Origin of the sequence: Leptolyngbya sp. KIOST-1, from assembly GCF_000763385.1 — a bacterium.
Lineage (GTDB): Bacteria > Cyanobacteriota > Cyanobacteriia > Phormidesmidales > Phormidesmidaceae > Nodosilinea.
The window spans coordinates 839,389-852,137 of sequence record NZ_JQFA01000004.1; the positions used below are offsets into that span (position 1 = coordinate 839,389).

A 12,749-nucleotide genomic window follows, 5' to 3' on the forward strand; every position below is an offset into this window, starting at 1 on the left:
CCATCTGGGTACCCTCAACCCACCGGGGCCGCGACAGCGTGAAACGCGTGGCGATGGTTAGTTTGGGCCACAAAGTACTGGGCGATCAGGGTGGGGTTTTCGGCCTCCATGATCGCCCTGACGATGGCCACTCGCTCTGCCCCCACCTGCAACACTTCGCTCACGTTTTCGGTGTCAATGCCGCCGATCGCGTACCAGGGCACCGTGGCGTGCTCGGCGGCGTAGCGCACGTACTCCAGGCCAGCGGCGGCTTTCCCAGGTTTGGTTGGGGTTGCGTACACCGGGCCCACGCCGATGTAGTCAGCCCCCTCAGCGATCGCGCGCTGCATCTCGTCGGGGTTTGTGGTCGAGCGGCCAATAATCCGCTGACTGCCCAGCAGCTGGCGGGCGGTGGCAATGGGTAGGTCGGTCTGGCCCAGGTGCACCCCGTCGGCCTCCACCGCCAGGGCTAGATCGACGCGATCGTTGATCAAAAACAGCGCTCCGTAGCGGTGGCACAGGTCTTTGAGCTGTTGGGCTAACTCCAACCGCAGGGAGTCGTCGGTGTGCTTGTCGCGGTACTGCACCAGGGCGATTCCTCCCTGTAGAGCGGCTTCAACCACCGGCAGCAGGCGATCGCTGGGGGAGGTGACCAGGTAGGTCAGGCCCTGGCGCAGGCGCTGCAGCCGGTGCCCCCCCAGAATCTCGCTTTCCAGCGCGTAGATCTGGTAGCGCATCGCCTTACTACCGGCAGCCAGGTCACTGCGGTAGAGCTTGCCGTACTCCTCCAGGGCCCGCAGCGCCTCCTGCACGCGGCAAAAATTGGCCTGCAAAACCGCTGTGATGCTGGTGCGCTCAGCTTCCTGGGGATGGGTAAGGGCTGTGCCAGGGTCCGCCGGAGTGTCGCGGCACAGGCGTAGCTCCGGGGCATGCCACTGGCCCAGGGTCTGGCGCAGGTGCTTGAGCCGCTCGGTCTGGTCCGCATTGTTCAGCCCAAAGCGGCACCACTCTTCAATAATGCGCAGTCCCTCTCGAGCCCGATCCAGATTGGCGTCGAGAATGCGGTAGACGGCGGCATCCGTGGGGTTAGGTAGCGCTGGCAGCCCGGTCAACTCCGGCATAGCAAGGGTGTCCAACAGAACCTCCACATCCTAGCAGGCGGCAGGGGCCAGGCGGCAGAGGCCACCGGGCGGGAAAGCAGGAGGTGGGTTGGCGGCTACTTCTGCTGGTCTAAAATTTGCTGAATGCCCTGCACCGCCGGGTCTGAGCGCCAGGTTTCAAAGGCCTTCCAGCCGACGAAAGCCAGCAGGCCAATGGCCGCGATCGCCACCAGCGTCGAAAAAAACTGACTGACAGAATCACTCGAATCGAGGCGCATAAACCAACTCCATGAGTTAACGACAGCAAACAACACGGGTAGATTCACGGATGAGATGGGTCACCGCCTGTGCAGTGCCCCCTATTGTCTGTATACCCCAGCAGCGGCCCATTTTTATCAAAGGTTATGGAATCAGCACCTGAATATGGGAGGGTGAGTTCCTCGTAGCGGTACCAGGCCGTTGCCAGTCCCTTGAGTGAGGGGCAGAGCGGCTAACTCGAGGGCGCGACGCGTTTTCTTAGAGAGTCGGCCCGGCGGCGGGAGGTGGAGTTTTTGGGTTCCAGGGCCAGAGCGGTTTCGTACATTTCCAGGGCCTGAGTGGTGAGCTGCTTGCGCTCGTAGGTGTGACCAAGGTTGTTCAGGGCGGTGACGTACTCAGGCGATATTTTGAGGGCTTCTTTATAGTTGCGAATGGCCAGGTCGTACTGCTCCTGAGCAAAGTAGGAGTAGCCCAGGGCGTTGTAAACGACGGCGGCATTTTCGGCTTCGTCGTCGCCTAACTGCTTCAGGGCTTGCTGCAGGTACAAAGCGGCCTGGGTGTAGAGCTTTTTGTCGAGCAGCAGGCTGCCCAACTCGTAGTATTCCTGGGCGGTGCCTTTTTCCTTAGTCAGGCGCGACTGTAGCCGCGACAAAGTGCCCTCAATGCGCCGAGTTTTCAGCACTTGGCGCACGACAAAAAAGGCGGCAACGCTTAGCAACGTCAGCAGAACACCTAGGTAGATCAGGAGCAGGTTGCTGTTTTCCATCCGGTCTTGGTTTTTCGTTTGGGATCTAACTTATCTTGCCACGGCTAGGGACCGCCATCAATTGGCCTCTGATGCCCAGAAACCAACGATCGCAGCCCCTGGTCTATCGGTTGGGTCGAGCGTGGCAAAGCTCTGGCCATGGGGGTTTCAGCAGAAATGGATCGTGCGCTCAGGGCAACCCCCAGAAGGTGGCGCGGTCTTCCAGCCAGCCACTCTGATGCCACTGGGTCACCGTTTGGTCAATCAGGCGGCGCAGGTCAGTGTACTGGTCGCCCTTGGGCAGAGCGATCGCCAGCGGCTCCGCCGACAGCAGACTGGGCAGCAAATAATACCCTGCATGGTCCTGCTGCCAGCCGGTCAGCACCGTCACATCCCCAGCGAACCCGTCGATCTGGCCGCTGCTGAGGCGGTTGAGGGCTTCCTGGTAGCTGTATAGCGGGGTGAGGACCGCCTGGGGCAGCAGGTACCGCAGGACGGCGACAGTACTCGATCCCTGCAAAACCCCCAGTCGTCGCCGCTGCAGATCGGCCAGCCGACGGTACTGGGGATCGCGCACCAGTACCCCGGCCCCGTCGAGGTAGTAGGGTTGGCTAAAGCTGACCAGACGCTGCCGCTCTGGGGTGAGGGTAACCCCGGCTATCGCCACATCGACCCGGTCCTCGAGCACCGCAGGCAGGCGATCGGCATTGGGCACCACCCGGTATTCTACCGCTGTGGGGTCGGCCAGAATCGCCGCCGCCAGCCCCTGGGCAATGTCAATTTCAAGGCCGATCAGATTGCCGTCGCGATCGCGAAAGCTCAGCGGTCGCCATCCCTCCCGCACGCCCACCACCAGGTGCCCCCGAGCCCGGATGGTGCTCAAATCTGCAGCAAAAACTGGGAGCACAGCTAGCTGCGCTCCCAGTGCTAAACCAAACCCAAACCAGTTCCATGCCATGGTGCCGACGTGTCGAGGCTACGACTGCTCCGCGTTACTCGTCGGGTCCAGGGGCTACACCCGGTTGGCCACTTCAACCACTTTGGCGAAGCCGTTGGGATCTAGCACCGCCATCTGGGCCAGCATTTTGCGGTTGAGGTCGATGTTTGCTTTCTTGAGCTGACCAATTAGCTGGCTATAGCTCAACCCGTGCATGCGAGAAGCCGCGTTGATACGGGTAATCCACAGACGACGAAAATCGCGCTTACGGTTGCGGCGATCGCGGTAGGCGTACCGCAGGGCTTTCATCACCTGCTGGTTGGCCGTGCGAAACAGCTTAGAGTGGGATCCTCTGAACCCCTTGGCCAGCTTGAGAACTTTGTTGCGGCGCTTGCGTGCTACGTTGCCGCGCTTGACACGTGCCATGACTGTTTAACCCTTGGAACTAGTGAAACATGACTTATTCAATGGCCGACCGCCGAAAGGGCCAGGCCGGGCAGGATAACCCTAGAGGTAGGGCAGCATCAGCTCCACATTGGGAGCGTCCTCCTCTGACACCACAGCAATCTTAGACAGCCGAGAGCGGCGCTCAGCATTCTTGTGCTGTAGCAGGTGGTTCTTGAACGCCTTACGGCGCATAATTTTGCCGCTACCACTGCGACGAAAGCGCTTGGCGGCAGCTTTGCGGGACTTGAGCTTGGGCATGGTTACCAGAATTTCGACACAGTCTTAAACTATATCACGGGCGCTTCCCATTGGCACCCCAAGACTGATTGACGTACCGCTGGAATCCTGCCCTGGATCAGGTCGGCAAACAAAACAGGCGGCATCGCCTCAGCTTTTTTTGAATTTGGGGTTGCCAAGGTTGCACCCTTGTCGCTAGTATAAGTTTTGCGCGTAATCCTCAGTAGCTCAGTGGTAGAGCGGTCGGCTGTTAACCGATTGGTCGTAGGTTCGAATCCTACCTGGGGAGTTCTAGCTGTTTTATCAGCACTAGCTCTAAGTCTTAACACCGAAGTCATGAAAGGCTTCGGTCAGCGAACCCTGACACTGGGCAACTCTTGACATCGCTGCAAATCAAAAGGGCAAATCTAAAGAAAATCTTAAACCCTCGGGCTGCGGCCGCCTGGGTCGAGAAAAATTAAGCGTTTTGCTTATAATTTAGCGAGGAATTGTATTATTCCGACACGGCTCTTTACGTTGGGAGTGCTAGGCTACTCAAAGCTCTGTCGTTTTGTTTCGGGTCGGGCCAGTTTCTGTTTAGGGTTGTCAAGTTTAATTGCTAATGCCTCGTATTCTCGTCATTGATGATGATCCTGCGATCGCGGAGCTCGTCTCCGTCAACCTGGAAATGGCAGGCTACGATGTCAACCAGGCGGGCGATGGCGTCAAGGGGCAGGCCCTGGCGGTGCAGCTACTGCCCGACCTGATCATGCTTGACCTGATGCTGCCCAAGGTTGACGGACTTACCGTTTGCCAGCGCATCCGCCGCGATCGCCGCACCGCCGATATTCCCGTGCTGATGCTGACGGCCCTGGGCCAGACCCAGGACAAGGTCGATGGATTCAATGCCGGAGCCGACGACTATTTGACCAAGCCCTTTGAGCTAGATGAAATGCTGGCTCGGGTGCGTGCCCTGCTGCGCCGCACCGATCGCATTCCCCAGGCGGCTAAGCACAGTGAAATCCTCAACTACGGCCCCCTCACGCTGATCCCCGAGCGCTACGAGGCAATTTGGTTTGACGGTACCGTCAAGCTCACCCACCTGGAATTTGAGCTGCTGCACTGTCTGCTTCAGCGCCACGGGCAGACCGTATCGCCTAGCCAAATTTTGCAAGAGGTCTGGGGGTACGAGCCCAACGACGACATTGAAACCATCCGCGTGCACGTGCGGCACCTGCGCACGAAGCTCGAACCCGATCCCCGTCACCCCAAGTTCATCAAAACAGTCTACGGAGCTGGCTACTGCCTGGAGCTGCCCGCCGTCGTCGTCGATTCGTAGCGCTACTGTGCAGCGTCAAAGCTAAAAATTAGGGTTCCCGTAGCTTGGGCGAAGTGGAGCGTAACCCAACGGCAGTCAGCCCTGTTGGGTTACGCTATCTCGCCCCCAACCTACAAAGCTAGGCTTGACAGGGCATTAGGGCGTGTCATCAATTGTGGCAAAATGCCCGGTATATCAAGCTTTGCCACGCCCGACCCAAACGACAGGCTAGGGGCTGTACCCTTGATTTTTGAGCGTTTAGCAGCTAATTGATGACAGCCCCTAGAGGGTTTGAGTCAGAACTGATGAGACCCCCTAGCTGAATCGGGGTTGGGGCCCGAGGCTTTAGTCAGCGGTCATCTGCATGCTGCCGCTTCCGTAGATTAACTCGATCACCAGATTGCCATCCTGGAAGAAATAGCTGTCTGCATTGCCCAGCGCCTGAACAAAGTCGTTTCCGATAGACCCCTCTGGACAGGCTGCCAGGGTAGTGGCGATGGGCGACACTTCAAGGCTGCGATCGTCGCTGGTGGAAAACTGACCGCGACCGCGATTGCAGTCGGCCCGGACTAGCAGAGTGCCATCGGCTAAAAATTCGGCGGTATAGTGCTCGGGTTGGTCGGGCACCAGCAGGGTGTCATCATTCATCTGAATTTGCTGGAGTTTCCACAGGGTACCGACCAGGGCGGGGGTAGGGGCACTGGAAAACTGCATCGTACCGCTGTCCAACTGAAGATCGATAAACAGGTCGTCGTTGTCAAAGAAGTAGAGGCTGGCGTTGTCTAGCGCCTGCAAAAACTGGGTGCCAATGCTGCTTTCGGGACAGGCGGCGAGCGTTGTTGGGCCGATATCTATGGAGACTTGACCATCGGCGGTAGCGGTGAACTGGCCAATAGCCCGGTTGCAGTCCGCTCGGATAAATACCTGGCCATCCTCTGAAAACTCGGCGGTATAGTGTTCGGGTGGATCAGCGCTCAGCAGAGTGCCATCGCTCATTTGAATTTGCTGTAGTTCCCATACGCTGCCGGTTAAGGGGGGTACCCCAGGCTCGCTCGAAGGAGCAACGCAGGCCGCGGCTCCCAGTAGAGCGGCGGCGACCGTCATAACCGCAGCGGTGCGAGATGAAATCATACAATCACCCAACTTTTGTAATGAACTGATAGTCCCATTGCGCCTGTCAACGTTGCTTCGAGTTAGTGAACTCAAAGGGGCTTTGGGGAAAGTCTTGATTGAAATTCATAAGGGCTGATTACCAACGTTTATTGAGAGCTAGCAGAACACTTGCCCGGCCCCCTAATAATTGCTGCAAGGCCCGAAAACGTCAACGCTTCGGCGATAAAGTCATGGTTTTTAACCTGAAACTTTTCGCGCCATAGCCATTTTTGAGGTGGCGTTCCTATTTTTTTCATATTTTTTGAGGCCCCATGTGAGCTGCGATCGCTATTTTGATAATGACCTTCTGGGCGTTACCAAAAATACTGATTGACTTCGAACGACGGTTTGATTGGTGGCCAGTCCTGCCAAGGCTCAAGATAGTTGCGTCTTCGCTGGGGCATGCGATCGCATGTACCCAGACTTGGGACAGTGGAACCAGCGCCAGCATCGGGCGCAAGCAATTAATTGGATCAATAGAATATTCTTTATTGAATAAGCCTGGCTTATAGACTGAATTGAGCATTACGTTCTAAACTCGAGCCCCAAAGGGGTTTACCCCCGGAAAGATTGGTATAGACTGATAGTCATGGCAGAAGCCGAAAGGATTGATTAAAGTCAATCGAAGCCTTGGCTATACTGGGCCTAAGCCTGGTTTTTGGGCTTCACCCTATTGCCATCGCTACCAGCGATCCAGTTTTGATGCGCTGCAAGGAGGTTTTGTGGTCAGTTTTCGGCTATCGATCTGCCGCAGGTTTTGGGTTGCCGCTGGCGTCCTGATAGTCAGCGCCATGCAGCCCCATTGAGGAGCGGGATGGATGGGCCAGGGAAGGGAGGTCACAGCTTGAGGCTTGCTGTGACCTCCCTCCCTAACCCGATCCCCTCTCCTTCTCCAGCACTGGTTCAGAGAGAGATGACCAGGGGCAAAAGCGTGGGGCCTCCATCGCCAACAGCAGCTCCGCACCCCTTTGCCCTGGTGCCTGAACCAGCCTACCCCGGTCGGTCTCCCCAAAGAAAGACCGGGGTGGGTTTCCTCTTCACCACCTCTGCTGCAGCCAGGCTACAACGCAGGTCACAACAGTGGCCACAGCGAACGTAGGACATGATTGCCTATTCGTGCGATCGCTGGCAGACAGTCCTAACGCTTGCCTGGCTGAGGATCCCCACAATATCGATGAGGCCGTGTTTTGGCCCCTGCAAATTCCCGTTTTGTTGGTTATGCTTTAGCCAGCCGATGTTCTAACTCAAAGCGCTATGAATCAGAAGAATGTACTGTCCGTGCTTGGCTGCTCAGGCTCATTGGCGCTAGCCGTAGCATTTGCCAGTCCTGCCTCTGCGAGTTTGATGGCGCCAGGTGAGGCTGAACAACTTCGGGCTGAAGCGGCTTTTTTGGTGGCCAGCCAGGACCGGGGCAGCACTCTGCGCGATGCCCTGGGCTGTAGCTGTGCCACCTGCCAATCTACCCAGCGACAAACCCTGTTCTAAACTTCTCTGGTTTGCAAACAGATTGCCCTGGGTCTGGGCCGGTGGTGATTCGCCCCGGCAGGCTGTTTAGGAATCTGGCTGTTTAAGAATAAGTAGGAATGGGCGTAAGTAGAAAGGCACTATCGAAGACGCGATTAAAAACTTAAGCTCTGCGCAGGGTGGGCAAAGCAAAATCGGCCCATCAACACCGCTGATTGAAGAGTAAATTATCGCGATCAAACACTCTCTCCGAGTCCTCTAAAGGGCGATCGCAGGTCTTTCAGCATTAAGATCCACCTGTGCCTGTCTGGCCACTATTGAGGCAGGTGCCGTAAGATTTTGTTGACCTGGTAAGCTGTCCCTATGGACTTTGAGCAGGCGATCGCCGCCGCCAATGCCAAGCTGCAAGCCCACTGCGATCGCTCCCTCACCGACCTAGAGATCGATCTGTTGCGCGGTGCCTGGAATAACCTCACCTACGAGCAAATCGCTGACCTATCGGGCTACTCGCTCAACTACCTCCAGCGCGACTTTGGGCCCCGGTTCTGGAGGCTGCTGAGCGAGGCCTATGGCCGCAAGGTGAGTAAGGTCAACGCCAGGGCGGTGTTGTCGAAGGGGGTGGGGAGTGGGAGAGTGGGAGGGTGGGAGAGTGGGAGGGCAGGCAGTGGACGCATCCCACCACCCCATCACCCCATCACCCCATCACTCGACGGACCCCCTAACCTGGTCGGACGGCAGACAGAGTGGGCGGTGCTGCACCAGTGGGGCCAGGGACTGGGGCGACTCGGCCCGGCAGATCCGGCTCGGCCCGTGCTGCTGCTGACGGGGGAGCCGGGGATTGGCAAGACCCGCTTGTTAGAAGAATTTTGCGCTAGGGTGCAGCAACAGCAGGGGCGGGTGCTGTGGGGGAGCGGTTTTGCGGCGGAGATGATGCGCCCCTACGGCATCTGGATTGATGCGCTGCGATCGCTCGCTCTGCCCACCAAAGCAGAGCTTGCCCTCGAGCTGGGTTTTTTGCTGCCGGAGCTGGGCCAGCCTACCCAGGCGCTGCCCGACCCCAGCCACCTGTTCGATGCGGTGGTGAAACTGCTGGAGCAATGGGCCAGGCAGGCGCCGCTTCTGCTGGTACTGGATGACATTCAATGGCTGGATGAGGCGTCGGCGGCGCTGCTGCACTACGCCCTGCGGGTGCTGCGATCGCGGCCAGTGTGGATGGCATGCACGGCACGGTCGGGGGAGCTGGCCGACAATGCCGCCGTGGCCAAGGTGCTGCGATCGCTGCGGCGGGAGCAGCGGCTGCAAACCCTGGCGATTTCCCCCTTAGATGCAGGCCAGATCGCTGAGTTGATGACTCGATCGACGGCAACCGCCCCCAGTTTGGCAGCCGAGCAGGTGTTTGTGGACAGCGGCGGCAACCCCCTGCTGGCGCTGGAAATTGCGCGATCGCAGGGGCACGCCCAAACTAGCTCCGCCAGCAGTCTGGAGGTGCTAATCGGCGATCGCCTGGAGCAGCTCGACGATTCCACCCGCGAGCTACTGCCCTGGCTGGCGGCGTTGGGCCGCAGTTTTCAACCCAGCACCGTTGCCCTGGTGGCCGACTGCTCCACGGGGCAGCTGTTGACGGCGATCGAGCAGCTCGAGCAGCAGTCCATCATTCGCCCTACCACAGCGCTGTCCGGTGCCACGCCGCCGATCAACGGGTATGACTTTGCCCACGGCATCATCCGCCAGGTGGTCTACCAGCAGCTCTCGGCCCCCCGCCGCCAGCTGATTCACCAGCAGATTGCCCAGCGGTTGCACCAGCAGGCCCCCGACGACGACACCCTGGCCAGCGACATTGCCTACCATGCCGGGTTGGGCGGTGACCCTGCCCTAGCGGTGGCGGCGGCGGTGCGGGCCGCCGAGCACAGCCTCAAGCTGTTTGCCTACGGCGAGGCGCTCCACCAGGCCCAGCAGGGGCTGGCTCACTGTCAGGCGCTCGATCGCCCGGCCCAGATTTTGGCTCAGACCCAGCTGCTGCGCGTGTCGGCCCTGGCGGGGTTTTCGGCGGAGTCTGCCGCCCAGCTCGAAGTCGAGGCCCAGCAGCTCATGCAGGAAGCCAAACGCCTGGGCCTGACCGACGCCGAAGCCGGGGCGCTAGAAATTCTGCTGATTTTGCAGTTTGAGGGAAACAATTACCGCAAAGTGCACCAGCACTCCCTGCGGGCGGCTGAAGTCGGTCGTCTGGCCAGCCCCGTGACCACGGCGCGGATGCTGGCCTACAGTGGGGCCTGCCTGGCCGAAATTGGCCGCGACATGGCCCGTGCTGAAGCGCTGCTGCTAGAGGCCCAGGCTTTGGCCAGCCGGGCGGGCATCGAGCACTGTGACATTGCCAGCGGCTTGGGGTCGGTGCATCGCCACTGCGGGCGCTACGACCAGGCCCGGTTGCACTTTCAGCGGGCCTGGCGCATGGCCCAGACCCAGCGCGACCACTGGCGCGAATCGACCTGCCTGAGCTACCTAGCGATGACCGAGCTAGAGGCCGGGGCCCCGGATGCGGCCCTGCCCTACTGTGCCGAAATTGTCGCTGTAGCGGCCCACATGCCCGAAGACAGCAGTGCGGCAGCGATCGCCCAGGCTCTGGCAGCGGTGGCCCACTACCAGCTCGACACCCCCGCCGCCGCGCCCGAGCTGGCCCAGGCGATCGCCGCCCTGGAAGAGGCCGATGCCAAACGTATGCTGGCCTACGTGCTGATGCAGGCGGCTGAGATGGATCTGAGGTGCGATCGCCCCGATCTCGCCCTCAGCCGCGCCGAGCTGGCCCTGGCCCATGCTCAGATCATCAACCACCCCAGCGAAATTGCCCAGAGCTGGGCGATCGCGGTGCAGGGGGCGATCGCCACAGCAAACATGCCCCAGGCCATTGCCCAGTTTGAGGCCCTCTACCCTACTATCAACCTCTACGACCTCAGCCTGCCCGCCCAAACCGCCGTCAACCAGGCCGTCCAGCAAATACAGCCCGATCGCAAATAAGGAACCTCCCATGTCGCTTATCGTTGTCGAAACCCTGGCCGATGCACCCCTGACCCCAGAGAACCCTACCGAAACCGACTACAAAATCCTCGACTGCCTGGGGGCGCGCCTGGGCACCTGGCAGTATTCGCTGCTATCGAGCGATCGCCTGCGCATGCTCTGTGTCTTCGAGGCTCCCGACGCCGAGGCGGTGCGCGAGTCCTACCACCGAGCCGGGGGTGCCTTTGACCGGATTTGGAGCGCCCAGCGGATGGCGCCAGCCACGCCGTCCCAGGCTAATGGGGCCACACTCCAGGTGATTGAGAGCGTCTATTCCCCAGCGCTGACCCTTGACCAGTGGCAGGCCACCCACGACTCGCTCCAGGCCTACTTTGCAGGGCAAGAAGGGGTGGAATGGGTCAAGTCCTACCTTTCGCTCAACCGCATCCGAGGCTTTTGTGAACTGTATGCCCCCGACACCGAGGTAATACAGGCGGGCTATCGACAGGCGGGGGGGCCGTTTCATCGGGTGTGGTCGGCGAAGGTGATTCAGGCCTAGGGCAGGCGGAGGAGATATTACCGACCGGATGGCGCCTTGGAGACCTGGCCTGGCGGTAGGGCGGCGTCAGCAGGGGAATGATGTCGGTGGCGGGGATGGTGCGATCGCAAATCTGCAATGCGCTAGTCATAGGGGGCAACCTCAATGAATTGCTGGGACTTGAAGCAGGGAAAGTTGAGATCCCAGGGTTCTAAGCGCAAGGCTTTGGTCATTTGGGCTGGTGGGTCGCAGAACCCTGGGATTTGGGTTAGAACGGGTCGGTGCTCAACACTCTGGTCAGCGGTGTGTACTGGACGCTAAAGATAAGCGCTGTTGCGTAGGAAGCAGCGTTTAAGGGGCGATCACGAGTCCAATCGCCGCCAGTGCCTTGAATCTGAATAATGTTGTTGGCGTCGTAGCGCTCCTTGAATCCCCTGGTGCCGACAATCTCATGCTTCAGGGTGTCGTAGATGAAACTAATCCCCTGCTCCCCCCACTCTGGGGCAATGTCGGCCCGGTCGTGGCCAGTTTTGTCGTCATCGTTGATATCTACATGCACTGCCAAGAACCGCCGATTGGGGTTGACAAAGTGAGTGAACGTTTGATCTCTAACCACGTCACTATCGGTGAAAGGGCCAAAGTCAAACCTGCGATCGTCAATTCTCACCGTGCCGACAAAGTCAGCCTGATGCCAGTTGGTAAACGGCACTCGGGGGTCAAACTGTTGTATTGCACGGATTTCGTGCAGTATCACCCGGATTCGTCCCTCTGCCAGCGGGTTTGCCTCCAAACTGAGGCGGTAGGCGCTGGTGCCTGAGCGGGCTGGGTTTCGCACTTGCAGGTAGTAGGTGCCAGGAAGAAGCATCCTGTGTTCAATCGTCTGAATTTGAGTGCCGGGTTGGGTCGATAGCTTAAGTCGCTCGATTGAATTGTTGCCTGCACCAGACGTGTCTTCGCGGTGAAGCGTCAACGTCACCCCTCCCCGCAGCGGTGTGGCCACGGCCTTAAAGGTCACCGACTGGGTCAGGGTAAAGCGATAGAATCGACTAGATTGGGGGCCAGCGTTCATGGCTCCGGCAAACTCCCGTAACCCATTGAGATGTCCGGTAATGACATCGGCTCGCTCCATCACATCTGCCGTGGCGGGCACCTGGGGCATACCCACCCGAGCGGAAAGGTGGATGCGGTAGTTGCTGAACCCCCCAAGGTCGCGACCTACCTCCAGGAGGTAGGTTCCTGCCCCCAGCCCTTCTAGGTGCAGAGGTTGACTGGGCTGGGCTGGGGAATGGGTGCCAAGAATTACATCTTTGGCTTCGACAGCATCGTCAGGGAAAAACTGACGGATTAAACGCATCGGCACCGCTGGGCTTTCCTTGCTCCAGCCCACGAACAGGGTAGCGGGTTGATGCAGGACAAAGCGATAGTAGTCCACTACAGTACCCACCACATTGCGACCCACAATTTCGCGGTGGTAGGTCTGAGCGTGGGAGGCACTGGCGGGTACCAGGTCGCCAAAGCTCATAGCCCGAGTCGGGGTGGACGTATGGCGTTCGGGGATAACGGTTTGAGCAGTCATGACGGGTTCTCCTTGGGGGAATAGATTA

The 12,749-nt window shown here is 59.2% G+C and carries 12 protein-coding genes and 1 tRNA gene; 5 read left to right on the forward strand and 8 right to left on the reverse strand.

The annotated features are described in order from the left end of the window. Nucleotides 1–14: 14 nt before the first annotated feature. From NF78_RS20735 to rpmI, 6 genes are all read right to left on the reverse strand, one after another. Entirely contained in the window at nt 15–1,115 is a 1,101-nt protein-coding gene (locus NF78_RS20735) for a thiamine phosphate synthase (protein ID WP_318655495.1), read from the reverse strand. An 80-nt stretch (nt 1,116–1,195) separates the two neighbouring features. After that, entirely contained in the window at nt 1,196–1,357 is a 162-nt protein-coding gene (locus tag NF78_RS31395; protein ID WP_156119903.1) for a hypothetical protein, read from the reverse strand. Between the two features lie 212 nt (nt 1,358–1,569). Continuing rightward, nucleotides 1,570–2,103 (reverse strand): tetratricopeptide repeat protein, encoded by a 534-nt coding sequence (locus NF78_RS20740; RefSeq protein WP_035991378.1) that lies wholly within the window; start codon nt 2,101–2,103, stop codon nt 1,570–1,572. Between the two features lie 169 nt (nt 2,104–2,272). Beyond that, a complete protein-coding gene (locus NF78_RS20745) occupies nt 2,273–2,989 on the reverse strand; it encodes a transporter substrate-binding domain-containing protein (protein WP_225885388.1) in 717 nt (238 codons plus the stop codon). 105 nt (nt 2,990–3,094) lie between these two features. Continuing rightward, on the reverse strand, nt 3,095–3,445 hold the full coding sequence (rplT, locus tag NF78_RS20750) for a 50S ribosomal protein L20 (RefSeq protein ID WP_035991382.1): 351 nt from the start codon (nt 3,443–3,445) through the stop codon (nt 3,095–3,097). A gap of 81 nt (nt 3,446–3,526) precedes the next feature. Beyond that, complete coding sequence (rpmI, locus tag NF78_RS20755) at nt 3,527–3,724, reverse strand: 50S ribosomal protein L35 (RefSeq protein ID WP_035991383.1); 198 nt, start codon at nt 3,722–3,724, stop codon at nt 3,527–3,529. 196 nt (nt 3,725–3,920) lie between these two features. On the opposite strand from rpmI, the gene NF78_RS20760 reads away from it, so the two are divergent. Both NF78_RS20760 and NF78_RS20765 read left to right on the forward strand, forming a co-directional pair. Further along, nucleotides 3,921–3,992, forward strand: a tRNA-Asn gene (locus NF78_RS20760). Between the two features lie 312 nt (nt 3,993–4,304). Continuing rightward, nucleotides 4,305–5,021, forward strand: a complete 717-nt coding sequence (locus NF78_RS20765; protein WP_035991385.1) for a response regulator transcription factor — start codon at nt 4,305–4,307, stop codon at nt 5,019–5,021. A gap of 324 nt (nt 5,022–5,345) precedes the next feature. On the opposite strand, the gene NF78_RS20770 is transcribed toward NF78_RS20765, so the two are convergent. Further along, nucleotides 5,346–6,131, reverse strand: a complete 786-nt coding sequence (locus tag NF78_RS20770) for an META domain-containing protein (protein ID WP_081972806.1) — start codon at nt 6,129–6,131, stop codon at nt 5,346–5,348. A gap of 1,365 nt (nt 6,132–7,496) precedes the next feature. On the opposite strand from NF78_RS20770, the gene NF78_RS31400 reads away from it, so the two are divergent. The 3 genes from NF78_RS31400 to NF78_RS20780 all read left to right on the forward strand — a co-directional run bounded on the left by NF78_RS31400 (nt 7,497) and on the right by NF78_RS20780 (nt 11,166). Continuing rightward, nucleotides 7,497–7,637 carry a hypothetical protein gene (locus NF78_RS31400; RefSeq protein WP_156119904.1) on the forward strand — a complete coding sequence of 47 codons (141 nt, stop codon included), beginning with the start codon at nt 7,497–7,499 and terminating at the stop codon, nt 7,635–7,637. A 342-nt stretch (nt 7,638–7,979) separates the two neighbouring features. Then, nucleotides 7,980–10,628 (forward strand): ATP-binding protein, encoded by a 2,649-nt coding sequence (locus NF78_RS20775; RefSeq protein WP_052050794.1) that lies wholly within the window; start codon nt 7,980–7,982, stop codon nt 10,626–10,628. Nucleotides 10,629–10,638: 10 nt separating this feature from the next. Next, a complete protein-coding gene (locus NF78_RS20780; protein WP_035991389.1) occupies nt 10,639–11,166 on the forward strand; it encodes a nickel-binding protein in 528 nt (175 codons plus the stop codon). Between the two features lie 247 nt (nt 11,167–11,413). Here the strand turns inward: NF78_RS20780 and NF78_RS20785 are convergent, their stop codons facing one another. Next, nucleotides 11,414–12,721 carry a hypothetical protein gene (locus NF78_RS20785; protein ID WP_156119905.1) on the reverse strand — a complete coding sequence of 436 codons (1,308 nt, stop codon included), beginning with the start codon at nt 12,719–12,721 and terminating at the stop codon, nt 11,414–11,416. Between the last annotated feature and the right edge of the window lie 28 nt (nt 12,722–12,749).

Bases quoted from the DNA above. Each gene is read 5' to 3' on its own strand.
- NF78_RS20785 (WP_156119905.1), bottom strand. From the start codon at position 12,721: ATGACTGCTCAAACCGTTATCCCCGAACGCCATACGTCCACCCCGACT.
- rplT (WP_035991382.1), bottom strand. From the start codon at position 3,445: ATGGCACGTGTCAAGCGCGGCAACGTAGCACGCAAGCGCCGCAACAAA.
- NF78_RS20740 (WP_035991378.1), bottom strand. From the start codon at position 2,103: ATGGAAAACAGCAACCTGCTCCTGATCTACCTAGGTGTTCTGCTGACG.
- NF78_RS20765 (WP_035991385.1), top strand. From the start codon at position 4,305: ATGCCTCGTATTCTCGTCATTGATGATGATCCTGCGATCGCGGAGCTC.
- NF78_RS31395 (WP_156119903.1), bottom strand. From the start codon at position 1,357: ATGCGCCTCGATTCGAGTGATTCTGTCAGTCAGTTTTTTTCGACGCTG.
- NF78_RS20780 (WP_035991389.1), top strand. From the start codon at position 10,639: ATGTCGCTTATCGTTGTCGAAACCCTGGCCGATGCACCCCTGACCCCA.
- rpmI (WP_035991383.1), bottom strand. From the start codon at position 3,724: ATGCCCAAGCTCAAGTCCCGCAAAGCTGCCGCCAAGCGCTTTCGTCGC.
- NF78_RS31400 (WP_156119904.1), top strand. From the start codon at position 7,497: ATGGCGCCAGGTGAGGCTGAACAACTTCGGGCTGAAGCGGCTTTTTTG.
- NF78_RS20775 (WP_052050794.1), top strand. From the start codon at position 7,980: ATGGACTTTGAGCAGGCGATCGCCGCCGCCAATGCCAAGCTGCAAGCC.
- NF78_RS20770 (WP_081972806.1), bottom strand. From the start codon at position 6,131: ATGATTTCATCTCGCACCGCTGCGGTTATGACGGTCGCCGCCGCTCTA.